The 24,554-nt window shown below is 71.0% G+C and carries 22 protein-coding genes; 12 read left to right on the plus strand and 10 right to left on the minus strand.

All coding sequences use genetic code 11. The features are described from left to right. Position 1: 1 nt before the first annotated feature. On the minus strand, positions 2 to 481 hold the full coding sequence (locus OG588_RS04890; protein WP_200682306.1) for an NUDIX domain-containing protein: 480 nt from the start codon (positions 479 to 481) through the stop codon (positions 2 to 4). Positions 482 to 558: 77 nt separating this feature from the next. After that, a complete protein-coding gene (gene lnt / locus OG588_RS04895; protein ID WP_405946179.1) occupies positions 559 to 2,169 on the minus strand; it encodes an apolipoprotein N-acyltransferase in 1,611 nt (536 codons plus the stop codon). Between the two features lie 235 nt (positions 2,170 to 2,404). On the opposite strand from lnt, the gene OG588_RS04900 reads away from it, so the two are divergent. After that, on the plus strand, positions 2,405 to 3,472 hold the full coding sequence (locus tag OG588_RS04900; protein WP_405946180.1) for an O-antigen ligase family protein: 1,068 nt from the start codon (positions 2,405 to 2,407) through the stop codon (positions 3,470 to 3,472). Between the two features lie 15 nt (positions 3,473 to 3,487). Here the strand turns inward: OG588_RS04900 and OG588_RS04905 are convergent, their stop codons facing one another. Then, positions 3,488 to 4,033 (minus strand): hypothetical protein, encoded by a 546-nt coding sequence (locus OG588_RS04905; RefSeq protein WP_405946181.1) that lies wholly within the window; start codon positions 4,031 to 4,033, stop codon positions 3,488 to 3,490. Positions 4,034 to 4,139: 106 nt separating this feature from the next. After that, entirely contained in the window at positions 4,140 to 4,925 is a 786-nt protein-coding gene (locus OG588_RS04910) for a glutamate racemase (RefSeq protein ID WP_405946182.1), read from the minus strand. Positions 4,926 to 4,994: 69 nt separating this feature from the next. Between OG588_RS04910 and OG588_RS04915 the strand changes: the two genes are divergently transcribed. After that, the gene (locus OG588_RS04915) at positions 4,995 to 6,161 is read left to right on the plus strand and encodes a glycosyltransferase (RefSeq protein ID WP_405953052.1); all 1,167 of its coding nucleotides are present in this window, start codon (positions 4,995 to 4,997) and stop codon (positions 6,159 to 6,161) included. A 4-nt stretch (positions 6,162 to 6,165) separates the two neighbouring features. Here the strand turns inward: OG588_RS04915 and OG588_RS04920 are convergent, their stop codons facing one another. Further along, positions 6,166 to 7,491, minus strand: a complete 1,326-nt coding sequence (locus OG588_RS04920; RefSeq protein ID WP_405953053.1) for a TerD family protein — start codon at positions 7,489 to 7,491, stop codon at positions 6,166 to 6,168. Positions 7,492 to 7,786: 295 nt separating this feature from the next. Between OG588_RS04920 and OG588_RS04925 the strand changes: the two genes are divergently transcribed. The 4 genes from OG588_RS04925 (at position 7,787) to OG588_RS04940 (ending at position 12,437) form a co-directional block, all read left to right on the plus strand. Then, a complete protein-coding gene (locus OG588_RS04925; RefSeq protein ID WP_019058096.1) occupies positions 7,787 to 8,221 on the plus strand; it encodes a DUF6643 family protein in 435 nt (144 codons plus the stop codon). 42 nt (positions 8,222 to 8,263) lie between these two features. After that, entirely contained in the window at positions 8,264 to 9,088 is an 825-nt protein-coding gene (locus OG588_RS04930) for an MOSC domain-containing protein (protein ID WP_405946183.1), read from the plus strand. A 201-nt stretch (positions 9,089 to 9,289) separates the two neighbouring features. Beyond that, positions 9,290 to 9,895: a hypothetical protein gene (locus OG588_RS04935; RefSeq protein ID WP_405946184.1), complete on the plus strand. Its 606-nt coding sequence runs from the start codon at positions 9,290 to 9,292 to the stop codon at positions 9,893 to 9,895. Between the two features lie 106 nt (positions 9,896 to 10,001). Then, positions 10,002 to 12,437 (plus strand): right-handed parallel beta-helix repeat-containing protein, encoded by a 2,436-nt coding sequence (locus OG588_RS04940; protein WP_405946185.1) that lies wholly within the window; start codon positions 10,002 to 10,004, stop codon positions 12,435 to 12,437. On the opposite strand, the gene OG588_RS04945 is transcribed toward OG588_RS04940, so the two are convergent. Continuing rightward, complete coding sequence (locus OG588_RS04945) at positions 12,407 to 14,749, minus strand: hypothetical protein (protein ID WP_405946186.1); 2,343 nt, start codon at positions 14,747 to 14,749, stop codon at positions 12,407 to 12,409. The two genes, OG588_RS04940 and OG588_RS04945, sit on opposite strands and share 31 nt — an antisense overlap. Positions 14,750 to 15,039: 290 nt before the next feature. On the opposite strand from OG588_RS04945, the gene OG588_RS04950 reads away from it, so the two are divergent. Beyond that, positions 15,040 to 15,867: a DeoR/GlpR family DNA-binding transcription regulator gene (locus tag OG588_RS04950; protein WP_405946187.1), complete on the plus strand. Its 828-nt coding sequence runs from the start codon at positions 15,040 to 15,042 to the stop codon at positions 15,865 to 15,867. A 66-nt stretch (positions 15,868 to 15,933) separates the two neighbouring features. Further along, positions 15,934 to 16,404 (plus strand): SRPBCC family protein, encoded by a 471-nt coding sequence (locus tag OG588_RS04955; protein WP_405946188.1) that lies wholly within the window; start codon positions 15,934 to 15,936, stop codon positions 16,402 to 16,404. Between the two features lie 100 nt (positions 16,405 to 16,504). Here the strand turns inward: OG588_RS04955 and OG588_RS04960 are convergent, their stop codons facing one another. After that, on the minus strand, positions 16,505 to 17,629 hold the full coding sequence (locus OG588_RS04960; RefSeq protein WP_405946189.1) for a PLP-dependent cysteine synthase family protein: 1,125 nt from the start codon (positions 17,627 to 17,629) through the stop codon (positions 16,505 to 16,507). A 374-nt stretch (positions 17,630 to 18,003) separates the two neighbouring features. On the opposite strand from OG588_RS04960, the gene OG588_RS04965 reads away from it, so the two are divergent. Continuing rightward, the gene (locus OG588_RS04965; protein WP_405946190.1) at positions 18,004 to 18,327 is read left to right on the plus strand and encodes a hypothetical protein; all 324 of its coding nucleotides are present in this window, start codon (positions 18,004 to 18,006) and stop codon (positions 18,325 to 18,327) included. 375 nt (positions 18,328 to 18,702) lie between these two features. Continuing rightward, complete coding sequence (locus OG588_RS04970; protein ID WP_266880358.1) at positions 18,703 to 19,260, plus strand: ATP-binding protein; 558 nt, start codon at positions 18,703 to 18,705, stop codon at positions 19,258 to 19,260. 269 nt (positions 19,261 to 19,529) lie between these two features. On the opposite strand, the gene OG588_RS04975 is transcribed toward OG588_RS04970, so the two are convergent. The 3 genes from OG588_RS04975 to OG588_RS04985 are packed head-to-tail and all read right to left on the minus strand — an operon-like array spanning position 19,530 to position 23,148. Then, the gene (locus OG588_RS04975) at positions 19,530 to 22,091 is read right to left on the minus strand and encodes an ABC transporter permease (RefSeq protein ID WP_405946191.1); all 2,562 of its coding nucleotides are present in this window, start codon (positions 22,089 to 22,091) and stop codon (positions 19,530 to 19,532) included. Next, positions 22,088 to 22,840 (minus strand): ABC transporter ATP-binding protein, encoded by a 753-nt coding sequence (locus OG588_RS04980; RefSeq protein WP_405946192.1) that lies wholly within the window; start codon positions 22,838 to 22,840, stop codon positions 22,088 to 22,090. Before OG588_RS04980 ends, OG588_RS04975 begins: the two co-directional genes overlap by 4 nt. Continuing rightward, on the minus strand, positions 22,837 to 23,148 hold the full coding sequence (locus OG588_RS04985) for an SHOCT domain-containing protein (protein ID WP_405946193.1): 312 nt from the start codon (positions 23,146 to 23,148) through the stop codon (positions 22,837 to 22,839). The genes OG588_RS04980 and OG588_RS04985 overlap by 4 nt, the downstream gene beginning before the upstream one ends. A 201-nt stretch (positions 23,149 to 23,349) precedes the next feature. Between OG588_RS04985 and OG588_RS04990 the strand changes: the two genes are divergently transcribed. Continuing rightward, on the plus strand, positions 23,350 to 23,931 hold the full coding sequence (locus OG588_RS04990; protein WP_405946194.1) for a TetR/AcrR family transcriptional regulator: 582 nt from the start codon (positions 23,350 to 23,352) through the stop codon (positions 23,929 to 23,931). 11 nt (positions 23,932 to 23,942) lie between these two features. Beyond that, a complete protein-coding gene (locus OG588_RS04995; protein ID WP_405946195.1) occupies positions 23,943 to 24,527 on the plus strand; it encodes a DUF4865 family protein in 585 nt (194 codons plus the stop codon). Positions 24,528 to 24,554 lie beyond the last annotated feature (27 nt).

Below are 24,554 nucleotides of genomic sequence, written 5' to 3' on the forward strand. Positions count from 1 at the left end.
TTCAGTCGGAACTCGTGGTGTCAAACCATGTGGGTGCATCAGCCAGGGTCTGCTTGATCCGGAACAACTGGTGATCACTGAGCTCGGGCAACGCATCCAGCTCGAACCAGCCGACCTCCAGCGACTCGTCGTCGTTCACGGCCGCTTCGCCGCCCACCGCCCGGCACTGCAGCGTGATGTCCATGAACTGGCAGGCATCACCGTTGGGATAGCTGATCGGTCCCCCGGCCTTCACCATGACGACCCGTTCCGCGACGCACTCGACGGCCGTCTCCTCGAACACCTCGCGCACCGCGCAGACCGCGGGCTGCTCACCGGGCTCGGGAATGCCGGAGGGCAACGCCCACTCGTGGTTGTCCGCCCGCTTGCCCAGCAGGATGCGACCCGCGTCGTCGAAGACAACGGCGCTGACCCCGGGAAGCCAGAGCAGTTGATGCCCCGCGGAGGCACGGATCGTACGGATGAAATCAGGAGTAGCCATGCTCCGACCCTAACGGGACGATCCATGGCCACTCCACGAACTGCCGTGCGCACGGCGGGCGTACAGCAGGCGTACGGCTACACGTCGCCCGCGCGCCGCCCGCGCACACCGGCGGCGACCGCCCAGCCGAGGCCGGCCGCGGCGATGAGCACCAAAGCCATCTCGGGGAAGATGCCGAGCTTGGTGGCCGGGGTCTCCGAGGAGCGCAGCGGCACCTTCTGGACCAGGGAGTCGGCCACGAACATGCCGGTCTTCTGGGTGATCTTGCCGTCCGGCATGATGATCGCGCTGACGCCGCTGGTCACCGGGACGGTGACGGTCCGGCTGTGCTCGACCGCGCGGACCCGGGACATGGCGAGCTGCTGGTAGGTCATCTCGCTGCGGTCGAAGGTCGCGTTGTTGCTGGGCACGGAGATCAGCTGGGCGCCGTCGGTGACCTCGGAGCGCACGGCCCAGTCGAAGGCGGCCTCGTAGCAGGTGACCAGGCCGATCTTGGCGCCGTTCATGGTGAACACGCCCGGCTTGGTGCCCCGGCTGAAGTCCTGGCGGACCATGCTGGTCCAGTTCTTGTTGATCGCCCCGAGCAGCGAGCGCATCGGGAGGTACTCGCCGAACGGCTGGATCTGCCGCTTGTCGTAGGTGTCGGTCGGGCCCTTCACCGGGTCCCAGAGGATCTGCTCGTTGTAGAGCTTTCCGCCCCGTTCGACGACGCCGCCGACCGAGATGGGAGCGCCGATCGCCTTGGTCGCCGCGTCGATGTCGGCGTACGCCTGGGCATCGGCGAAGGGATCGACGTCGGAGGAGTTCTCCGGCCACAGGACGACATCGGGCTTCGCGACCTTGCCCGCCTTGACCTTCGCGGCCAGCCGCAGGGTCTCCTTGACGTGGTAGTCGAGCACGGCACGCCGCTGGGCGTTGAACTCCAGCCCCGCGCGCGGGACGTTGCCCTGGATGACCGCGACCGTCGTGGTGCCGTCCTCGGCCTTGTCGCTGACCAGGGACCGCGCGGCCACCGCGCCCACCACCGGTACGGCCACGCTCAGCAGCGCCACGGCCGCGGCGGACCGCCGTACGACACGCGTACTGCGGCTCTCCAGGGCCAGCCGCACGATCTCGTACAGGCCGAAGCCGCACAGGACGACCGCGAAACCGAGGACCGGGGTACCGCCCACCGCGGCGAGCGGCAGGAAGACGCCGTCCGCCTGACCGAACGCGATCTTGCCCCAGGGGAAGCCGTGGAAGGGCACACGCGCGCGTACCGCCTCGCCGGCGATCCACAGCGCTGCCGCCCACAGCGGCCAGGCGGGCAGTTTCGACACCGCGGTGATGGCCGCGCCGACCAGCGCGACGAAGATCGCCTCGACCACCACCAGGGCGATCCAGGGCCCGGGGCCGACCTCCACGCCGGTCCACACGAGCAGCGGCAGCAGGAACCCGAGGCCGAAGAGATAGCCCAGCCCGAGGCCCGCCTTCCAGCTGCGGCCGCGCAGCACCCACCCGAAACAGGCGAACGCTGGCAGCGCCAGCCACCACAGGGTGCGCGGCGGAAAACTGACGTAGAGCAGCACTCCGGAGAGCGCGGCTACGGCGGCCGGGACCAGACGGACGAGGCGGGCGAGGCGCGATGCGGGCGCGGCCTGTGGCTCCAGCTGGTCCGACTCGTCCACGGAAGTTGCGGTGACGGTCACTCGGGGAGTGTACGGCGGTCGACCTCGGCGCCGACAGCGCGGTCCGGACGGCAGCGCAGGGCACTGAGCAGGACCGCAGCCGCATCGTTCCTGCGCAACTCGTCCACAAATCGGTCATCAGCCGTTACGGTGTGCCGGAGCCCCTGTCGTGCGGTCGGTCCAGGCCAGGACGGCCGGGGCGGTCACGGGTCGGGGGCGGCCCGGTTCAGGGGGCGGCGGGGTGGGTTCCACGGGGATGACGTCGGCGACCGGTCCGGACGCCGACAGTGAGAGACGAAACGTTTCGGACGCGGCGGGCATCGTGGTGCTCGGATCGTGTGCCGCGTGGGCGCTGATCACCGCCGCCATGCACGACGGCCGACCTGAGGGAGTGCTGCTCGCGGTCCTCGCGGTCGCCGCCGGTTACGCCTCGGGGCGGATCTCCGGGGCGCTGGTGCCGGTCGCCGCGCCCTGTGTGGGGGCGCTGGCCGGGCTCGGTCTGGCGTTGGCCGAACCGCATCTCGCCCCGGGCCCCCAGTTCGCCGTCCCGCTCGGCCACGCCGGTGCGACCGCGGCCCTGCTGACCCTGGCCGTGGGTGCCGCGTGCTGTTCCGCTTGGGCCGCCTCGGCTCCGGCGCTGCGACTCGCGCTGTGGCTGCTGGCGGCCGGGATCACGCTCACCGCGGCCGTCCTGGGCTCGGTCACGGGACTCGTCCTGTGTACGGCGGTACTGCTGAGTTCGCTCGCCGCCGGCCGGATGCGGCACCGCGGTCTCGGCATCGCGGGCCTGGGGCTGGCCACGGCGCTGGCGACGGGCGTGACCTGGGCCGTCGCCGGAAACGTCCTCCCGGAGGGGCTGACCGAGTCCTTGGAGGGCCAGCTCACCCCACACCGGGTCCAGCTGTGGCAGGACGCCCTGCACATGGCGCACCAGGACTCCGCCCTCGGGGTGGGCCCCGGGCGCTTCGGAGAGCTGAGCAGCGCGGCGGCCGAGGCGCTGTTGCCGGACGGCAAACCGCACTCCGCGCCGCTTCAGCTGGCGGCCGAGCAGGGAATCGTCGGCGTGCTCCTGCTGGCGGCGGCCTACGGCTGGGTTCTCCACTCGCTGTGGCGCACCACCCGCCCCACCCCGATCGCGCTCACCACGGCCGCCGCGCTGACGGGACTCGCGCTCGTCGCCTCGGTCGGCGACGCGCTGAGCTTCACCTCGGTGTCGGTCGGCGCGGGTTTCCTGGCCGGGCTGGCCACGGCCCACCCGATCGCCGACGACGCCTCACGCACCGCGCCGGACGTACACGCGCGTGGCGATCGACTGGCCCCGTGACGGGCAGGGAACGGGTCAGAGCACCGCGCCGGTCTTGGGCGGCGCCAGCCGGTCCGTGATGATCCGTACGGCCGCCTCGGCGTTGTCGACGGTGATCGTGAACGTGTGCCCGTCCCACAGCCGCAGGACGATGCCCTCGCCACGCCGTACGACGACGGCGGTGCCCTTCTCGGGCCGCCAGCGGTAGCCCCAGCCGCCCCACTGGCGCGGGGTGACGTGCGGGGCGAACTCTGCGCCCGCGACGCTCGCGAGGGGGATGCGGCGGCGCGGCAGACCGATGTGGCCGCAGCGCACTTCGAGGGACTCCGTGTCGACCTTCAGGCCGACGTGCACGAAGGCGAGCGTGCCGAACAGCATGAGCAGTCCGGCCGCGATGCACCCGACGACGGACATGGCGAGCGGGGCGATGCCGGACGTCCAGGTGGAGTCCACGGCCAGCTCGATGCCGAGCGCCATGCAGGCGGCACCGGCGAGCGCCAGCAGCCACTGGAACCGGTTCGTCGCGCGTCCGGTCCAGATCTCGGTCTGCGGGAAGGTTTCGTCGCGGGGGTGGTCCCTCATGCCTACGAGACTACTCAGGTTTCGCTGCGCGGGTACGGCGTTGCGGAGGGTGACCGTTTTGTGGGGCGACACGGTGGACGCACAGGATCCGGTGCGTCGCCGGTGCTCAGTGGGCGGGCGTGACGGCCCGCAGGAGTCGGCCCTCGGCGTAGACCGAAGCGGCTGCGGGCAGCGCGCCCTCACGGCCGTTCAGGAGCACCGTCACGGTGCCGTCGGGCAGCGCCTCGGGGGCGGGCTTCTCACCGATCCGGCGCAGCGCCTGGGCGGCCACCGCGTCGGCGGAGCCGTGCAGGACGAGCGGCGGGCGGTCGGGGCGCTGCACGGCGGCGCGGATGCGTTCGGCGACCAGTTCGTAATGGGTGCAGCCCAGGACGACGGTCGTTACATCGTCGGGGGTCAGCTCGGCGGCAGCGGCGACGGCGGCGTCGATGGCCGGCTCGTCCCCGTGTTCCACGGCTTCGGCCAGTCCCCAGCACGGGATCTCGGTGACCGGGACGCCGTCGGCGAAGTCCTTGATGAGGCCGCGCTGGTAGGGGCTGCCGGTGGTGGCAGGAGTCGCCCAGATCGCGAAGGGGGTGCCGCCCGCTGCGGCCGGCTTGATCGCCGGGACCGTGCCGATGACCGGGATACCGGGCTCCAGGCGGTCACGCAGGGCCGTGAGGGCGTGCACGGTCGCGGTGTTGCAGCCGATGATCAGGGCGTCGGGCCGGTGCGCGGCGGCGGCCTCGGCGACGTCCAGCGCACGCCCCGTGACGTCTTCCGGAGTCCTCGGTCCCCAGGGCATGCCCTGGGGGTCCAGGGAGAGCACGAGATCCGCGTCGGGGCGCACCCGCCGTACCGCCGCGGTGGCCGCCAGAAGGCCGATTCCGGAGTCCATCAGCGCGATCTTCACCCGGCCACGATAGACGATGGCCTCTGTGGATCCGCCGCCGTGGGGCAGACTGCGCCCGTGAGCGCCATCGTGTGGATCGCCGCCGGATCACTCGCCGCCTGGCTGTGGCTGCTGCTCTGTCAGGGCTTCTTCTGGCGCACGGACATCAGACTCCCGGCCCGTACCGACCCCGACACCTGGCCGCAGGTCTGCGTGGTCGTCCCGGCTCGCGACGAGGCCGCCGTACTCCCCGAGAGTCTGCCCTCGCTCCTCGCCCAGGACTATCCCGGGCGGGCGGAGATCTTCCTTGTCGACGACGGCAGTTCGGACGGCACCGGGGAACTGGCCCGCGAGCTGGCGTCCCGGTACGGCGGGCTGCCGCTGACCGTGGGCTCCCCCGGAGAACCGCCCGCGGGCTGGACGGGCAAGCTGTGGGCCGTACGGCACGGCATCGGTCTGGCACGCGCGCGTGAGCCCGAGTACCTGCTGCTGACGGACGCCGACATCGCGCATGCCCCGGACAGCCTGCGGGAGTTGGTGGCGGCGGCCCGAACCAGCGGCTTCGACGCCGTGTCGCTGATGGCCAGGCTGCGCGTGGAGAGCCTCTGGGAGCGGCTCGTGGTGCCGGCGTTCGTCTACTTCTTCGCGCAGCTGTATCCGTTCCGCCGGATCGGCCGGAAGGGAGCACGCACCGCAGCGGCGGCGGGCGGTTGTGTCCTGCTGCGCACCGACGCGGCCGAGCGGGCGCGGATCCCGGACGCCATCCGGCAGGCGGTGATCGACGACGTGGCGCTCGCGCGGGCCGTCAAGGGCGGCGGCGGTCACATCTGGCTGGGGCTCGCCGAGCGGGTGGACAGCGTGCGCCCCTATCCGCGGCTGCACGACCTGTGGCGGATGGTCTCGCGCAGCGCGTACGCCCAACTGCGGCACAACCCGCTGCTCCTCCTGGGTACCGTCCTGGGCCTGGCGCTGGTGTATCTCGTGCCGCCGGTGGCCCTGTTCACCGGCCTGGCCATGGGGAGTACGGCGACCGCGGTCCTCGGCGGTCTCGCGTGGCTGGTGATGACGGGGACGTACCTCCCGATGCTGCGCTACTACGGGCAGCCGCTGTGGCTCGCTCCCCTGTTGCCGTTCACCGCGTTTCTTTACCTCCTGATGACCGTCGATTCCGCGGTGCAGCACTACAGGGGACGCGGTGCGGCCTGGAAAGGCCGTACCTACGCGCGTCCCGACGCCGTCGTCGGCGACGAGGGCTGAGCACTCACTTGCGACCTGGGGTCCAGTTCATGCCCCACCCGTAGACGCGGTCGACGGTCCGCTGCGGGCTGACCCCTCGGTCGGGGACGAGGTAGCGGACCTCGCGCTGGACGACGAGATCGCCTCCGGTGTTGGTGATCAGGGCGAGCGCGCACACCGTGGAGGGCACCGTGCATTCGTCGAGGGAGAAGTCGATCGCGGCGCCGTGCTGCGGCTGGAGGGTGACCGTGGCGTGCAGGTCGGCGAAGGAACGGGCGCCTTCGTAGATGGTCACGAAGACCAGGATGCGCCGAAAGTCCTTGATGTGGTCCAGGTTGACGGTGAGGTTCTCGCCGCTCGCCGAGGCGCCGGTGCGGTCGTCTCCGTCGAGGTGGATGTACGGGGGGCGCTGCAGGGAGCCGTACGCGTTGCCGAGGGCCTGGACGACGCCCTTGCGGCCGTCGGCGAGTTCGTACAGGGCGCACAGGTCGAGGTCGAGGTCCGCGTGCATCGCGACCGCCCGGCCGCGCTTGCTGCCCCAGCCGGAGAACTGCTTGCGCACCTCCCAGTTGAGGTTCACGCGCATGGCGCCCGAGGTGCCGCCCTGCTTGGTCAGGGAGACCGAGGGGGCCGCCTTGGTCAGCGTCACCTTGGAGAGCCGCACGGGGGTCGACGACGGGGGTGGGTTCACCGGGGGCGCGACCGGAGGAGGAGGCATGGTCACGGGCGGCTGGACCGGCGGCGGCAGATTCACAGGCGGCCCCGAGGGCGGCGCCATGTTCACCGGTGGTCCGGCCGGCGGCGGCATGGTCGCGGCCGGTGCCGCCTGCTGGGGCTCGTCCACGGTGATGCCGAAGTCGGTCGCCAGGCCTACGAGTCCGCTGTCGTAGCCCTGGCCGACGGCCCGGAACTTCCAGGCGCCCTGGCGGCGGTAGAACTCGCCGAGCACGAAGGCGGTCTCGACCGTCGCGCCCGTGCTGTCGAAGCGAGCGACCGGGATGTTCTGTCCGGCGTCCTGGACTTCGATGTACAGGTCGGGAACCCGGCCGAACGTCCCGCCGTCGGCGGAGGCGGCGAGGACGATGCGGTCGACGGCGGGCTCCACGCGCGCGAGGTCGACGAGCAGGCTGTCGGTCACCTTCCCGTCGGCGTTGCCCTTGCCCTCGTGGCGGACCGCGCCGGAGGAGTGCGTCGGCTGGTTGTAGAACACGAAGTCGCCGTCGGAACGGACCTTCCCGTCGACCAGAAGCAGGGCCGAGGCGTCCGCATCCGGGACGCCGGGTCCGGGCCGCCAGCCCAGTTCGACGCGCAGTGCCGTCGTCGGCACCGGAACATTCGATCCCTTCGGCATCGACATGTCTGCCCCCTCACGTGTCACCGTGCCAGGACACGCCCCGGCAGCCCATCGGGTGTCTACCCACAACCTATTCCCCGGGGCGGCGAACGCCCATGAGGGGCGCGGCTACACCGTCGGCCAACCCGCTGGTAACCCGCCGGGAACTAGGCTTTTACCCGATCCGAACACAGGTCGATGCCCTTTTTTGCCAAGTTCGCTCGCATTGGGGATCCCATGCCACTGCCGACACGGAAAACAACCCTCTAATCGGTCTCCCCAACCAGCACATCGTGGGCTTAACTTATGTGCCATGACCTCCCCCCGCTCCACTTATGGCGGCGGCTACTACTCCGCCTCCTTCCCGGACACTCCGATCTACGACTCCCTCGTGGCCGAGCGGGGGACCCCGCAGATCGCTCCGATCCGGGTCCCCGCCGCCTACGACATGCCGGGGAGCAACCTGCCGGCGCTGCCGTCGGCACTGCCCGCCCTCCCGGCGGGTCCCTCGCAGAACTACGGCTATCCGCAGGCTCAGCAGCCCGCCCCGCTGCAGCAGGCGCCCGCCGCGTACATCCCGCAGCAGGCCCCGCCGCGCGGCTACCCCGGGCAGCAGCAACAGCAGCCGCGTCCGATGGCGGCTCCGGCCGGCTACGAGGCGATGCGTCCGGCGGCGCCCCGACCCGCCCCGGCGCCGTACCAGCAGGACCCGTACAACAACCAGCAGCAGTACCGCGGCGGTTACTGATCCGCACCCTGCGTTGTCGGTGCCGACTGGCACGATGGAGCGATGGGGAATGCGGAGCTGCGGTCGATCCACGTTCATCCGGCCAAGGCACTCCGGGGTTTCTCGCCCCGGGAGGCTCTCGTGGAGCCTTGGGGGCTGGCCGGTGACCGACGCTGGGTGCTGATCGACGACGGGGGAAAGGTCGTCACGCAACGCGAGCACCCGCGTCTCGCACTGGCCGCCGCCGAGCTTCTGCCCGGCGGGGGTGTTCGTCTGTCAGCGCCCGGCCGTGACCGGCTGACCGTGCCCGTTCCGGAGCCGGTCACCACCGTGGCGATGGAGATCTTCGGCACCAAGGTCGACGCGGTGCCCGCGCGGGACGCCGCGCACATCTGGTGCAGCGACTATCTGGGCCTCGGTGTACGTCTTGTCCACATGGACGATCCCGCCACGCGCAGGTCGGTGGACCCGGACTACGCGCTTCCCGGTGAGATGGTCAGTTTCGCCGACGGCTATCCGCTGCTGCTGACCTCCGAGGCGTCCCTCGGTGCCCTCAACTCCCTTATTGCGCAGGGGGATCACGCGGCCGAGGGGCCGCTTCCGATGAACCGGTTCCGGCCCAATGTGGTCGTCGCGGGCACCGCCGCCTGGGCCGAGGACGACTGGTCGGGCCTCGCGATCGGCGAGGTCGCCTTCCGGGTCGCGAAGAAGTGCGGGCGCTGCGTCGTGACCACCACCGACCAGGGCAGCGCCGAGCGCGGCAAGGAGCCGTTGCGCACGCTGGCCCGGCACCGCCGTATCGGCGGCAAGCTCGTCTTCGGGCAGAACCTGGTGCCCCGTTCGACCGGCACGATCCGCGTCGGTGATCCGGTCCGGATTCTCGCGTAGGCGGAGTTGTGCCCGAGAGCGCACGAGGTTCCGTCGAAGAGCGCGCGAGGCGGGAACCCTCCCCGTGGGCCCGGTCGTTGAGATCCCGTGAGAAGTTCATGAGAGGCCCGGTGAGAGGTGATTTCGCTCTCTCTTTGCCGGGGCTCTTGGGTGAACGGCCACGCCTGGAGTTATCACGGAGCGGGAAGGGGGTGCGGGACGGTGGGAGCAATCAGGGGTGTGTGGCGTTGGCGGCACAATCCGCTGCGTCGCGCGACCGATCTGGTCGAGGCCTGGCTGGCCCTCGTGGTCCTGCTGCTGGTGCTGGTCGCCGCACCCGTGATCGGTTCGCTCGTCGGCGTGATCGCGCAGAACACCCTGCAGCAGTCGGTCCGGGAGCAGCGCGCGGACCGGCACGCCGTGACGGCCACGGTGGTCAAGAAGCTGAAGGGGGCCGAGATCGACCCCGACCCCGACTCGGCCACCGCGCGGGACATCCGCAGCAAGGTCCTCGCCGACTGGACCGCCCCGGACGGCACCGCCCAGCACGGCGCGGTGATGGCGAGCCTCAACACCCCGCACACGGGCGACCACTTCAGGCTCTGGACGGACCAGCGCGGACACATAGTGGCCCGCCCGCTGGACTCGGCCACGGCGACGACGCATGCCGTGCTCGCCGGGCTCGGCGCGGCGCTGCTGACCGCCGGGCTCGTCGACAGCGGCAGACGGTTCGTGCTGTGGCGCATGGTCCGTCGCAGGTACGCCCGTTGGGACCGGGCATGGGAGCGGGCGGGCCCGGACTGGGGCCGGACCGGCACCGGCAGCTGACAGCCTTCCAACTCTGGTCAACCCACCGCCCGCACGCACGCTACGGTGGACCGGCGAAGGCTTCGGCATCAACCCGCGTACCACGAGGTGGGGGCACAGCAGCGCCATGGCACAGGGCACGGTCCAGGTGACGCACACCGGTACATCGAGGTGGCGGCGCCGCACAGGTGAGTACGCGTCGCTCGCCGCCGCCCTGGAGGCCGCGGCCGAGGGAGACGTCCTCACCGTCGCTCCCGGCACCTACCGGGAGAACCTCGTCGTGGCGCGGTCGGTGACCCTGCGCGGCCCCGAGGGGTCGCCCGGCTCGGTGCGCATCGCGCCCCTGGACGGCGTGCCGTTGACCGTCCGTGCCTCGGCGGTGGTCCAGGACCTGCATGTCGAGGGCCAGGACTCGGCCGCGCCCGCGCTCCTGGTCGAGGACGGCGCACCGGAGTTGACGGACCTTCGGATCGTCACACGGTCCGCGTCCGGCATCGAGGTGCGCGGCGGCGCCCGCCCCACCGTGCGGCGCTGCACGGTCGACAACCCGGCCGGCATCGGGATCGCCGTACTCGACGGCGGTGGCGGGGTGTTCGAGGAGTGCGAGGTCGTCTCGGCCGGCCAGGCGGGCGTCGCGGTCCGCGGCGGCGGTCACCCGCGCCTGGAGCGCTGCCGTATCCACCACGCGTCGGGGGTGGGTCTGTCCGCGACGGGCGAGAACTCCGCGCTGGAGGCGGTGGGTTGTGAGGTCTACGAGACGCGGGGCAGCGGCGTCCAGATCACCGGCCGCGCCACCGCGCACCTCACCGACTGCGATGTGCACCGTACGGCCGCGGACGGCGTCACTCTCGACACCGACGCGGTGCTGACCCTGGCCGACTGCCGTATCCACGACATCCCGGAGAACGCGGTCGACCTGCGTTCCCGTTCCGTCCTGACGCTGACCCGGACGACGGTGCGTCAGTTCGGGCGCAACGGCCTGTCGGTGTGGGACCCGGGCACCCGCGTGGACGCCAACCAGTGCGAGATCTTCGACAGCACGGGCGACTATCCGGCGGTGTGGGTCAGCGACGGCGCGACCGTCGTCCTCGACTCCTGCCGGGTGCACGACGTACCGGACGCGCTGTTCGTCCTCGACCGCGGCTCGCGCGCGGACGTCGTCGACAGCGATATCTCCCAGGTCCGTAACACGGCCGTGTCGGTGAGCGACGGCGCGACCGCGCAGCTCGACGACTGCCGGATCCGGGACGCGGCCACGGGCGCGTGGTTCCGCGACCACGGCAGCGGCGGCACCCTCAACAACTGCACCGTGGACGCCACCCAGACCGGCGTGATCGTCACCAAGGGCGCCGACCCCACCATCGAGCGCTGCACGGTCGACTCCCCCGCCGAGGCGGGCTTCTACGTCTCCGCGGGCGGCCGGGGCACGTTCCAGGGCTGCCGCGTGACGGGCAGCGGCGGCTACGGCTTCCATGTGATCGACGGCTGTCGTACGACGCTCAAGAAGTGCCGTACGGAGCGGTGCGCGCGCGGCGGTTACGAGTTCGCGGACGCCGGTCCGGACGCGGGACCCGGCACGGGCCCCGTCGTCGAGGACTGCACCAGCGACGAGAGCGGCCTGAAGCCGCCCACCGCCCATGAGACGGCCGTGGAGACGGCGAGCCAGTCGACCAGCGTGCTGGGCGCGATCCCGCCCCAGCGCACGGCCGAGCAGGACCCGCTGATCCCCGCGACGGACCCGGAGAAGGAGTCCCGCTCCTCCAAGGACGTCCTCGGTGAACTCGACGCGCTGGTCGGCCTGGACAGCGTCAAGCGCGAGGTGCGCGCCCTCACCGACATGATCGAGGTGGGCCGCCGCCGCCAGCAGGCCGGCCTCAAGGCGGCCTCCGTCAAACGGCACTTGGTCTTCACCGGCTCCCCCGGTACCGGCAAGACGACGGTCGCCCGGCTCTACGGCGAGATCCTCGCCTCGCTCGGGGTCCTGGAGAAGGGACACCTCGTCGAGGTGTCCCGGGTCGACCTGGTCGGCGAGCACATCGGCTCCACCGCGATCCGCACCCAGGAGGCCTTCGACAAGGCGCGCGGCGGAGTCCTGTTCATCGACGAGGCGTACGCCCTCTCTCCGGAGGACTCGGGACGCGACTTCGGTAAAGAAGCCATCGACACGCTCGTGAAGCTGATGGAGGACCACCGGGACGCGGTCGTGGTGATCGTCGCGGGCTATACGGCGGAGATGGAGCGGTTCCTGTCCGTCAACCCCGGTGTGGCCTCCCGTTTCTCACGGACCATCACCTTCAGCGACTACAACCCCGAGGAACTGCTCAGGATCGTCGAGCAGCAGGCCGAGGAGCACGAGTACCGGCTGGCCGAGGGTGCGTCCGAGGGGCTCACGAAGTACTTCACGGCGATCCCCAAGGGCGCCGCGTTCGGCAACGGCCGCACCGCGCGGCAGACGTTCGAGGCGATGGTGGAGCGGCACGCGAGCCGGGTCGCCCAGTTCGAGGAGCCGAGCACGGACGACCTGACCCTGCTCTACGCGGACGACCTGCCCGAGCTGCCCTGAGGCGGCACTTCGGGCCGCAGCCGGGCCAGCAGCCGCTCGCGTTCCTCGGCGAACGCCGGGTCGGCCTGGTAGTCGGAGTGGCCGAGGATCGGCGCGGGCAGCGGATGCCGTGCCGTGCGGCCGTATTCCAGCGGGTCCTTGAGGGGTGGTTCGTGGTCCACCTCGGGACCGCAGTCGGCTGAGACGCGCACCGGGCCTCCGATGGGGTCGGTGAGCCGGTACAGATTGCGCCAGCAGTCGACCTCGCGGTGTAGTCGGGTCAGCGCGGCCGGTCCGAAGTGGGCCGGGAACCAGCGGCCGTAGAGGCGCTCCAGGGGTGAGCCGTAGGTGAGCAGGGCTACTCGTTTGCGTTGGGCGGGCTTGAGTTGCCAGGCCGCTGCTGCGGCGAGGACGCTGCCCTGGGAGTGGCCCGAGATGACGAGTCGGCCGCCGGTGGCGCGGGTCCAGGTGGCCATGCGCCAGGTCAGGTCGGGTACCGCGCGCTCGGCGTAGCAGGGCGGGGCGAAGGGGTGGGCGGCGCGCGGCCAGAAGGTGCCGACATCCCAGAGGATGCCGATCGTGCGCCGCGCGGAGGCGTCCTTGTAGGCGCGCCTGCCCCAGGTGACGAAGAGTATGAAGCCGAGCCCGATCAGCCAGGAGCCGAGGCCCTGTGAGGTCTGGGCGGCGCCGTGCACGAAGGCGTGGCCCTCCTCGCCGGCCCGCGACGGTGTCCTGTCGGTGGTGAAGGCGCCGACGAGCGCTCCGGCGCCCAGGAGCAGGGTCGCGGTGGAGGTGACGGCGACGAGGAGGGGGCCGCGGTCGGTGAGCGTGGCCATCGCGCGCGTGCTCGCGATCCGGGCGGTGCGCGCCCGGTCCTTGCGCCCACCCGGGTAGTCGCGCGCCACCGCGGCCAGTTCGCCACGGCGCAGCCGCCAGGTGCGGTGGCCTAGTCCGGCGCAGAGGACGAGGACGACGATCAGCAGCGCCGGGATCACCGAGGCCTGCCAGGTGAGCAGGACGGGCGGGCCCGCGATGGACGTCCCGGTGCCGTCCAGCCAGTCGGAGACCCGCTGCGAGACCCCGCCGGACATCACGCCGCCCAGGGCGCAGGCCAGCATCGCGACGGCCGGTCCGCCGAGGCCACCCATCGCGGCGCGCGGGTCGGGGTGGGTGCGGTGCAGGAAGTGGGCGACCACGGCGAGGGCGATCACCAACAGGCCCTGGATCAGGGCGATTCCGCCGAAGGCCGGGTCGCCCGGCAGCCGCCCGGACGACTGCCAGCCCGGGCGCGACCAGCCGGCGTACAGCAGGGCGAGGGCGAGCAGCAGGAGGGCGCCGAGCGGCAGGCGTCGGACGAGACGGCGGTCCAGGGCCTGGTCGAGGCGGTTCTCGCTGCGGCCGCGGCGGCACACCACGTAGACCACGACGAACGCGAGGCCGGCGAGTGCGGTCTCCAGGAGTGTGCCGAGGCGGGCCAGCGGGTCGGAGCCGTCGGGTCCGCGGTCGAAGTGGGCCGCCGAGACGGTGACGGCCGCGGCGACCGTGAGGAGGCCGGCCGCCGTGTGGGCGGCGCGGAGTCGGGCGACCAGGCGGCGGCCGTACCAGAAGCCGGGGCGGCCCAGGGAACTGCGTTCGGGCTCGTCGTCGGGCTCGGCTCTGCGGGGCATCGGCTGCTGGGACTCGTACTCGCTCCAGGTGCGGCGGGAGAGGTACCAGAGGAGGACGGTGAGCGCGGTCGGCACCAGGGCGGCGAGGGCGAGGCGGCGGCCGGGGCGGCTCCACCAGCTGTCGTGCGACATCGCGGGCGACAGGAAGCCCAGCCAGGTGTGCCGTTCGGCGCACGCGCGCGTGCCGGCGCACTGCCAGGCGGCGAGGTCGAGGGCGACCTCGCAGGCCGCGGCGACGAGCAGCACGGTCAGGGTCAGTCCCGCGAGGCGCACCAGGAGGCCGTAGAAACGGACCGTTCGTTTCCGGTCGCGGGCGGTGGGGCGCATCCAGTGGGCGAGGTTGACGACCATGAAGGGCAGGAGCAGCAGCCACAGGGCGCGGGTGCCGTTGCCCGAGGTGAGGTTGCACCAGACGTAGGCCTCGCGGATCGGTCCCTCGCGCTGGTCGGCGGGCCGGGACTCGGCGTCGACGTCGGCGGTGCGCCGGAAGACGGCGGCCGTGTCGTCGCCGGTGATCCGCACCGTGCGTGGATCGCCGAGCATCTCCTCGGGTGTGGCGCCGCCGACTCCGTGGACCAGGAGTTCCAGGGCGGGTTCGGTCTCATCGAGCCGTCCGGCCAGGCTCTTCGCCTCGCTCGTGACGGCGTGTTCCTGTACACGCTCCACTGTTCGCACATCCCCCGTGACGCACTGTCTGCCTGTGTCCGTGTGCACTCCAGGATCGTCCTTTCCGGCGCGTCGCACACGCCCCGTCACCGAATCTCCCCCGATCGGTGTGACACGCGAGCGACGGATGATGACTGAATGACATGTGCGCGTCGGGACAGGCGGTGGCGCGGTGCTTGCGGGGGCGTGCGAGTATTGGGGCGTCCGCGCACCGCAGCCGGGAAGAATGTCCTGGTCGGGGCGGGCGCGCGGGCAGTGTGACGGGTTGCGGCGAAAGGACCGGAGCGTACGTGAGTGAGAATCAGAACCTCCTCGCGGAGCAGCGGCGCGCCCTGATCCTCGACGAGGTCCGGCGCCGCGGTGGCGTCCGTGTCAACGAACTGACCCGCAAGCTCGGCGTGTCGGACATGACCGTGCGCCGCGATCTCGACGCGCTGGCCCGGCAGGGCGTCCTGGAGAAGGTGCACGGCGGGGCGGTCCCGGTCGTCGAGGCGAGTACGCACGAGCCGGGCTTCGAGGCGAAGTCGGGGCTGGAGCTGACCGCCAAGGAGGACATCGCGCGGGCGGCGGCGGAGTTGGTGGCGCCGGGTACGGCGATCGCGCTCTCGGGCGGTACGACGACGTACGCGCTCGCGCATCACCTCCTCGAGGTCCCCGATCTCACCGTGGTCACCAACTCGGTGCGGGTGGCGGACGTGTTCCACGCGGCGCAGCGCACCTCCGGGCAGCGCCAGGGCGCGGCGACGGTCGTGCTGACCGGCGGAGTGCGCACCCCCTCCGACTCGTTGGTGGGTCCGGTGGCCGACCAGGCGATCGCGGCGCTCCACTTCGACATGCTGTTCCTCGGTGTGCACGGCATATCGATCGAGGCGGGTCTGTCGACCCCGAACCTCGCCGAGGCCGAGACCAACAGGCGGCTCGTGCAGTCCGCGCGGCGGGTCGTGGTCGTCGCCGACCACACCAAGTGGGGGACGGTGGGCCTGAGTTCGTTCGCCGCGCTGGAACAGGTGGACACGCTGGTGACGGACGCGGGGTTGCCGGCCGAGGCGCGTGCGGACATCGCCGAGCATCTACGGCTCGTGGTGGCGGGCGAAGGCGTTGACGGGGCAGACATCTGACAGGGTGTCAGCTATCGTGACCTTGCCCCGGTCAACTTCCCTTATCTGTCAAGGGGGTTCGTGTCCATGGCCAACCATCTGCGGCCCGTCGGGCTCGACTTCATCGATACCGCTCCCGTTCGTCTGGTCTTCGCGCAGGAGATGGCAGCAGCGCCGGAAGCGGTCTTTCACGCCCTGAACGACGATGTGCCGGGGTGGGCGGAATGGTTCTCGGCCGTCAGGAGTGCGCGGTCCGTCGACGACGGGGCGGGGCGGGATGTTCGGCTCAGCGGTGGCGGGTACTTTCGCGAGACGGTGATCGCGGCGAAGTCGGCGGAGGTGTACGCGTATCGGGTCGACGTCACCAACGCGCCGGGGGCCCGTGCGATGGCTGAGGAGTGGCGGCTGACCCCTGCCGGGGGTGGGACGCGGGTTCAGTGGACGTTCGCTGTGGATGGGACGGCGGTGTTCAGGGGGGTTGTGCGGGTGGCTCGGCCTGGGTTGGGGCGGGCGTTCAAGGGTGCGGTGAAGGGGTTGGATCGGCGGTTGAAGCGTTAGTCGTGCCGCGATGTATGTCGGTTGTCTGCGGCGCCGTCGTGGCTGGTCGCGCAGTTCCCCGCGCCCCTGAAGGGGCACCTCTCCACCGGTGTTCATCAACTCAGGTCTGCCAGACTCCCGTTGCCAAGAGCGAGGTGATCGCCTTGCTGTACGGGGTGATGTCCAGGCCCTGTTCCGCGAGCCAGGCGTCCGAGTAGTACTTGTCCAGGTAGCGGTCGCCCGGATCGCACAACAGGGTTACCACGCTGCCCTGTTGGCCGGTTGCGACCATTTCGGCGATGATTTTGAGGGCGCTCCAGAGGCCGGTGCCGGTGGAGCCGCCCGCCTTGCGGCCGATGGCTTGTTCCAGGGCTCTTACGGCGGCGACGCTGGCCGCGTCCGGGACCTTCATCATGCGGTCGATCGCGCCGGGGACGAAGCTCGGTTCCATACGGGGGCGGCCGATGCCCTCGATGCGGGAGCCGCAGTCACGGGTGACGTCCTGGTCGCCGGTGGTCCAGCCCTCGAAGAAACAGGAGTTCTCCGGGTCGGCGACACAGACGCGGGTGTCGTGCTGCATGTAGTGGACGTAGCGCGCCAGGGTCGCGGAGGTACCGCCGGTACCGGCCGTGGCGACGATCCACGCGGGCTCCGGGAAACGCTCCAACTCCAGCTGGCGGAAGATGGATTCGGCGATGTTGTTGTTGCCGCGCCAGTCCGTGGCCCGCTCCGCGTAGGTGAATTGGTCCATGTAGTGGCCGCCGGTCTCCACCGCGAGGGCGGCCGACTCCTCGTACATCTTGCGCGGGTCGTCCACGAAGTGGCACTGCCCGCCGTGGAATTCGATCAGGCGGATCTTCTCGGCGCTGGTCGTGCGCGGCATGACCGCGACGAAGGGGACCCCGATCAGTTTGGCGAAGTACGCCTCGGAGACGGCCGTGGAACCGCTGGACGCCTCGATCACCGGGCGGGTGGGCCGGATCCAGCCGTTGCAGAGGCCATAGAGGAAGAGGGAGCGGGCGAGGCGGTGTTTGAGGCTGCCGGTGGGGTGGGTCGACTCGTCCTTCAGGTAGAGGTCGATGCCCCAGCGCTCGGGGAGCGGGAAGCGGAGCAGGTGGGTGTCGGCCGAGCGGTTGGCGTCGGCCTGGACCTTGCGGACGGCTTCTTTCAGCCAGCTCCGGTAGGCGGCGTCGCTGCGGTCGACGTCGAGGGTGGCACCGGTCAGGGCCTGTGGGGTGGTGCTCACGGCGGGGCTCCTTACGCTTCGCGCCGACGGCGCCTCGCGCGGCCGACGTCTCGATCATATGCACCTTCGGCACGCTTCTCACCTGCATAAATGCGCCTTTGGGCGCCTCAAAGACATCCCTGGGGCAAGGGCACCAACAAGGCATCGGCAGGCCGCCAGTAGCCCGCCAGCAGGTCTTCGGCGAGCATTCGGCGGGCTTCCGGCCGGGGCGCGGGGGCGCACTCGTGCGAGTGCTCCGGGTACTCACCGTGACCGGGTCGTACGTACTGGTGCTCGACGCCCGTGGCGGGCAGACTGCACCGGAGCGGGACGAACGTCCTGAACGGGGGCGCACACTGGATCACAGAGGTCCTGGACCAAGGGGGCGGGGAAGCATGGCGGAGCCGGAGTTCACGGCCACGGGCGTGCGGATCGGGAAGCGGCTGCGGTCGCTCACGCGGGCCGGACAGGTCCGGATCAATGACGGCAGGCTGGAGTTGCTCACCAGTTACGGCAGCGAGATCGACAGCGCGCCGGTGCAGGCGGTGCGTGCGTCGAAACCCTGGTTCGCTCCCGAGGACAGGGCGCTGGCCGACCTCAACGGCAACAGGTATCTGTTGACCCTCGGCGAGCAGGACCCCGCACCCGGGCAACCGGGTCCGCCTGCTGCGCGCCGGTTCATCGAGGCTGTGCGGAAGGCGGCGGGGCGGGGCGGCTGACAGGCGCCGTGGCGCTGTGGCGCCTCGGATCCCGCTTCCTAGAGCGGCTGATCCATGTCGTGGAGCGGTCGGTTCGTGGTGGGGAGGGGCTGGCTCGTGGGAGGGAGCGGCCGGCTCTGTGGTGGGGGGCGCTCGGCTCTGTGGTGGGGCTGACCGCAGTATGGACCGGCTGATCCGCGCCATTGATGGGCAGCCGCCGGCCGCGAGTTGCGGGATCGCGGCCCCTGAGCCACTCTGGTCTCACGTCACTCTGGGTTTACCGGCGATAACGCTGCGAACCAGCCCGCCGGACACAACAGCAGGCGGCCGTTCTCCGACCACTCTGCTGGATCCGAACTCCGTGTTCTTCCGGACCTCAGTCGGGGAGTCGCAGCCGTGATCAGTCACCCAAGCAGGCACTGCACGGTGGAGCTCCAAGCCCTGCCGTCGCGGATCGGCCAGGTCCGCAGAATCGTATCTGCGCAATTGCGCTACTGGCATCTGGACCCTCTGATAGACCGGGCCGCGCTCGGTGTCACAGAGCTCCTGACCAACGTCCACCGGCATGCCCAGCCCGACAAGACGTGCGTCGTCGAGATCGAGCTGGTGCTCGACCAGCTCATGGTCTCGGTGCACGACCACGATCCCCGGCTTCCGGTGGTCGGTGACATCGACGAGGTCTCCCCTACGGCCACTTGTGGGCGTGGACTCGCGATGGTCGCCGCGGTGAGCGAGAACTGGGGGGTACGGCCGGACGGTGAGTCCGGGAAGGTCGTGTGGTTCGCGCTCAGTGCGGCTACGCCCGCGCCGGCGACGGCGACTGCGACGCCGGGTCGTTCACCGCGCCGTACGGCGGTGGAGAAGCCCGCGCACCGGTTCGTCACCGAGGTCGAGCACCCGGTTGACGGCCACCGGCCCCAACACGCTCCCGCCCGGTCCGCCGTTGCCGGTTGATCGGGCGGTGATTCGTTGCTTTTGGTTCGGTCGCCTTCGGGGCGCTGCTGTGCTCGATATGCGCCTACCGGCGCGTGGCGGTGTCGAGAGCCCCACCGTGCTCGGCGCTGCGCGCCTCCGCGCGCCCCCAGAGGGGGCACCCCCACAGCCTCTCGACACCGGCGCGCCCCTACGGCTCCCTCTCGGCCGTCCACGTGGGGACAGCCCGACTTGGTGGGCCCTCGCCGTTTGTTTGGGTGGACGCCCTGCACTTGTCCACCGGTGTCTTGTCACTCTGTGGCGATCGCCCGGAGTACGTCCAGCCGTGCTGCCCGGCGGGCTGGGCGTAGGCCCGCGAGTGCTCCTGCGGTTACGCCGACCAGGGCCACCACCACTAGCTGTACGGGCGGGAGCGCGAAGGCGAAGGCGCTGTCGCTGGCGCCGTCCGAGGCCTTGACCAGGACCCAGCCGAGGAAGGCGCCCAGGGCGAGTCCGCCCAGGGTGCCGAAGGCGGCGACCAGGACCGACTCCCAGCGGACCATCGCCCGGAGTTGGGAACGGGTCTGACCTACTGCCCTCAACAGGCCCAGTTCGCGGGTGCGTTCGTGGATCGCCAGGGTGAGTGTGTTGGCGATGCCGAGTAGGGCGATCAGGACCGCCAGGGCCAGGAGGGCGTAGACGAGGGTCAGCATCATGTCTATGCCCCCGGCTGAGGACTGTGCGTATTCGTGGCGGGTCTGGACTTGTGGGTTGCCGTAGTGGGCTGCGATCGATTCGACTGCGGCTTTGCCTTTGGCCGTGCTCACGCCCTCCTTGAAGGAGACGGCCACGAGCGTGTCCGAGTCCTGGGTGCGGTGTGGGGACCAGGCGGCGCGGGTGATGACGTAGTCGCCGGCGAGTTCGGACCGGCCGTAGATCGCGCGGACTGTGAAGGTCTTCTTCTTGCCGTCGGCGAAGGCCAGTTGGGCTGTACTGCCGGTGGTGAGGTGTTGGCGGTCGGCTTCCGTTCTGGTGATGGCGATGCCGTCGGTGCCGAGGGAGCGGAGGGAGCCCTGGACCGTGCCGAGGTCGAAGGTGCGGGCGAGGGCGGTGGGGTCCGTGACCGTCAACGCCCGTCCCTTGCCGTCCACTTCGGCTACTCCGCGGCCGAGTCCCACTGCCGTGTCCGCTTCGGGCAACTTGCCAATGGCTCCGGCCAGTTCGGGGCTCAGGCCGCTGCCGCCCGCGCCGAAGGAGGGGGTGCTGACGGCTACGTCACCGGCGAAGGACCGGGACACCGTCTGGTCCATCGTCGCCTTCAATGAGGCGCCGAAGACGGTGAACAGCGACACCACGGCCACGCCGATCATCAGCGCGCCGGCGGTGGCGGCCGTCCGGCGGGGGCTGCGCAGGGCGTTGCGTCGGGCCAGTCCGCCGGTGACGCCGCGCAGTCGGTCCAGGGGGCTGCCGAGGACGCGTACCGCCGTGGAGGAGGCGACGGGGCCGAGGACCACGAAGGCGGCCAGGGCCAGTACCGCCCCAACTCCCGCCAGCAGCAAGGACGGTGAGATCAGTACGCCGGTGAGGGTCACGGAGACGGCAAGGAGCGCGAGGGCCATTCCCGTTACCGCTCGGACGCGGGAAGCGCCGGACTGGTCCACGGCCGTCTCGCGCAGCGCCGCGAGGGGTGCGGTGCGGCCCGCTCGTACCGCCGGCATGAGTGCCGAGCCGAGGCAGACGATGACGCCGACCGCGAGTGGCAGGACCATGGAGAGCGTTGTGATCACCAAGTCGCCGTCGGGGAACGGGAATCCGATGGCCGGGAACAGTGCCTTCAGTCCGGCCGCGATGCCGATTCCGCCCGCCAGTCCTGCGGCGGATGCGGCGACTGCGACGACGCTCGCCTCAGTGACCGTGGCTGAGGTGACCTGGCGGCGGGAGGCGCCGAGGGCTCGCAACAGGGCGTTCTCGCGGGTGCGTTGGGCGATGACGATCGCGAAGGTGTTGTGGATGGAGAAGGTCGCGACCAGCAGGGCGATGCCGGAGAACACCAGCAGGAACGTGGTGAAGATGGTGAGGAACTGGGACGCGATCATGTCCGTGTTCTCCCGGGCCGACTGTTGGCCCGTGATCGCCTGAACTCCCTTGGGGAGGATGGGAGTCAGCCGGTCGACCAGTTGCGTCTGGCTGATGCCGGGGCCGGCGCGCACGCTGATGCTCGACGCCTCGCCGGGCTTGGCGGTGAGGCACTTCTCGGCGTCGGCCTGCGTCATGCCGGTGAAGGTCACCTGGGCCATGCCGTCCTCGCCGCCGAAGGTCGCGAGGCCGACGATCGTCACCTTGACGGGGTCGGGCGTGCGCAGGGTCGTCGTGTCGCCGATCTTCAAGTGGCCTTTGTCGGCGGCACCTCGGTTGATGACAACCTCGCCCGGCCTGGCCGGAGTTCGGCCTTCCGCGAGGCGGTACGGGTTGAGTTTCGGGTCGGTGATCCAGTTGCCGGCGAGGGTGGGCGGGCCCTTGCCGCCGATGGCCTCGCCGTTGGCGCCGACGAGTTGGCCCGCGCCCTGGATGCTGGGGGCGGCGGCCGCGACGCCGGGGACGTGCTCGACGGACTTCACCAGGGCCGTGTTCACCGGTTGCCGAACTCCCTCGCTCTCGCCCGGTGTTGTGATGGCGTCGGCGCTGCGCACCACGGCGTCCGTGCCGCTGGTCGCGTCGCCGAACATGGTGTCGAAGTTGGCGCGCAGGGTGTCACCCATGACGAGGGTCCCGGCGAGGAAGGCGACCCCGAGGAACACGGCGAGGAACGTACCGGCGAAACGCCTTTTGTGAGCGCGCAGGGAGGACAGGCTGAGGCGGGCGGAGGCGTTCATGACCTCACGTCCTCGAAGGCTTTCAGGCGGTCCAGGACCTTTTCGGCCGTGGGGGAATCCATACGGTCCACCAGGCGGCCGTCGGCCAGGAAGACGACGTCGTCGGCGTGGGCGGCGGCGACCGGGTCGTGGGTCACCATCACGACCGTGCGGTCCGTCTGCTGTACCGCGCGGCGGAGCAGGCCGAGGACCTCGCCGCCGGAGCGGGAGTCGAGGTTGCCGGTCGGCTCGTCGGCGAAGACGACCTCCGGGCGGCCCGCGAACGCCCTTGCCACGGCGACGCGTTGCTGCTGGCCGCCGGAGAGTTCGGAGGGGCGGTGGTGGAGGCGGTCGCGCAGGCCGACCACGTCGACGAGCGCGTCGATCCACTCCTGGTCGCCCCTGGCCCCGGAGAGGTCGAGGGGCAGGGTGATGTTCTCCGCGACGGTCAGCGTCGGCACCAGGTTGAACGCCTGGAAGACGAAGCCGACGCGGTCGCGGCGGAGGAGGGTGAGGCGGCGGTCGTCGAGTGAGCCGAGTTCCGTGTCGCCGATGTACGCGGCGCCCGAGGTGAGTGTGTCGAGGCCGGCCGCGCAGTGCATCAGGGTGGATTTGCCGGAGCCCGAGGGGCCCATGATCGCGGTGAAGCGGCCGGCCGGGAAGTCGACGCTCACTCCGTCCAGGGCTCGCACGGCGGTGTCGCCGACGCCGTACACCTTGACGGCGTCGACGACCCGCGCGGCCGTGCGGGTGGTGGTCGCGGTGGTCATGCCGGGCCGCCTCCCTTGCCTGCGGTGCGGCCGAACTGCTCGTCCAGGACGGAGAGGCGGCGCCAGTACTCGTCCTCGTCGATCTCGCCGGAGGCGAAGCGGCGGCCGAGGACGGCGAGCGGGGAGTCGCCGGTGGGGCGGGGGTCGGCCATCGCGCGCCACGGCCCGCCGCGCCCGATCCCGCGACCGCGCCGGACAGTGCGGCGCAGGACGGTCACCACGCCGACCACCACGGCCGCCCAGATCAGCGGGAAGAACAGGACCCACGGGCCGGGGCCGCCACCGTTCCAGTTCGCCAGAGTCTGCATGTCGATTCATCTCCAAGTGGTCCGGAGCCCGGAGGGGGCTTCCTGTGATGTCTGGTGATGTATCGAGACTGGCTCCGGGGAGGGGTCCGGGTCGTCGTACGGCCAGCGGCAGTGCGGGTACCTCCCGGGGAGTACGCGCGGGCGTTCCGGCTGCTCCGTAGAGTCTCGACTTCTGTACCTACTAGTATGTACAGTCCGTGCATGAGCACCCCGGAGCGACTGATCGAGTCCACCCGCGAGCTGCTGTGGGAGCGCGGCTACGTCGGCACCAGCCCCAAGGCGATCCTGGAGCGCGCGGGCGCCGGGCAGGGCAGCATGTACCACCACTTCAAAGGCAAGCCGGAGCTGGCGCTGGCCGCGATCCGGCGGACGGCCGAGGAGTTGCGGGCTACCGCCGAGGGAGTACTCGACGGGCCGGGCACGCCGTACGAGCGGATCGAGGCGTATCTGCGGCGCGAGCGGGATGTGTTGCGCGGGTGTCCGATCGGGCGGCTGACGATGGATCCCGACGTGATCGCCAGCGCCGAGCTGCGGGAACCGGTGGACGCGACGCTCGACGCGATCCTGGAGCGGCTCGCCGGGATCGTCGAAGAGGGCAAGGAGCAGGGGCAGTTCGGGCCGGAGCTGGACGGCGAGGAGATCGCGGCGACGATCCTCGCGACCTTGCAGGGCGGTTATGTGCTGGCCCGCGCGTCGGGGTCACCGGCCGCCTTCGACGCAGGCGTTCGGGGGCTGCTCTCCCTGCTCTCGCCCGTGAAATCCCCCTCCAACTCCCCCTCCTGAGGAGGCACTTGATGCACGCCATGCAGTACGAACTGACTCTGCCCGCCGACTACGACATGGGCATCATCCGGGGCCGGGTCGCGCGGGTCGGGCATCTGCTCGACGAGTGGGACGGGCTCGGCGTCAAGGCGTATCTCCTGCGCGAGCGCGGGGTGCACGGTTCGCCGGTCAACCAGTACGCGCCGTTCTATCTGTGGAACACGGTCGAGGGCATGAACCGCTTCCTCTGGGGCGGCGCGTTCCAGGGGCTCGTCAACGACTTCGGTCGGCCTGAGGTGGTGCGGTGGTCGGGCCTCGCGTACGAGGAGGGCGGCGCCTCGGGTTCCCGCGCCGCGGTCGCGGTACGGCGGCGCCAACGGATACCGGAGGGTGGGGAGTTGGCCGCCGTCATGGAAGAAGCGGTGGGCGAGACACGGCAGTTGGCCGGGGCGGACGGTGCGGTGTTCGCGGCGGCGGCCGTCGACCCGCACAGCTGGGAGCTGGTCCACTTCTCGCTCTGGGAGCAGGACACGCCGAAGGCGGAGGGGGACGTGTTCCAGGTGCTGCATCTTTCGGCGCCGGGGCGGGGCGCGTTGCCGCGAGCTCGGCAGTGGTGACCCGCTCTCGTCGGAGCCGGTCGGCGA

It is taken from the genome of Streptomyces prunicolor (assembly GCF_045162825.1).
In the GTDB taxonomy this organism is placed as follows: domain Bacteria; phylum Actinomycetota; class Actinomycetes; order Streptomycetales; family Streptomycetaceae; genus Streptomyces; species Streptomyces prunicolor.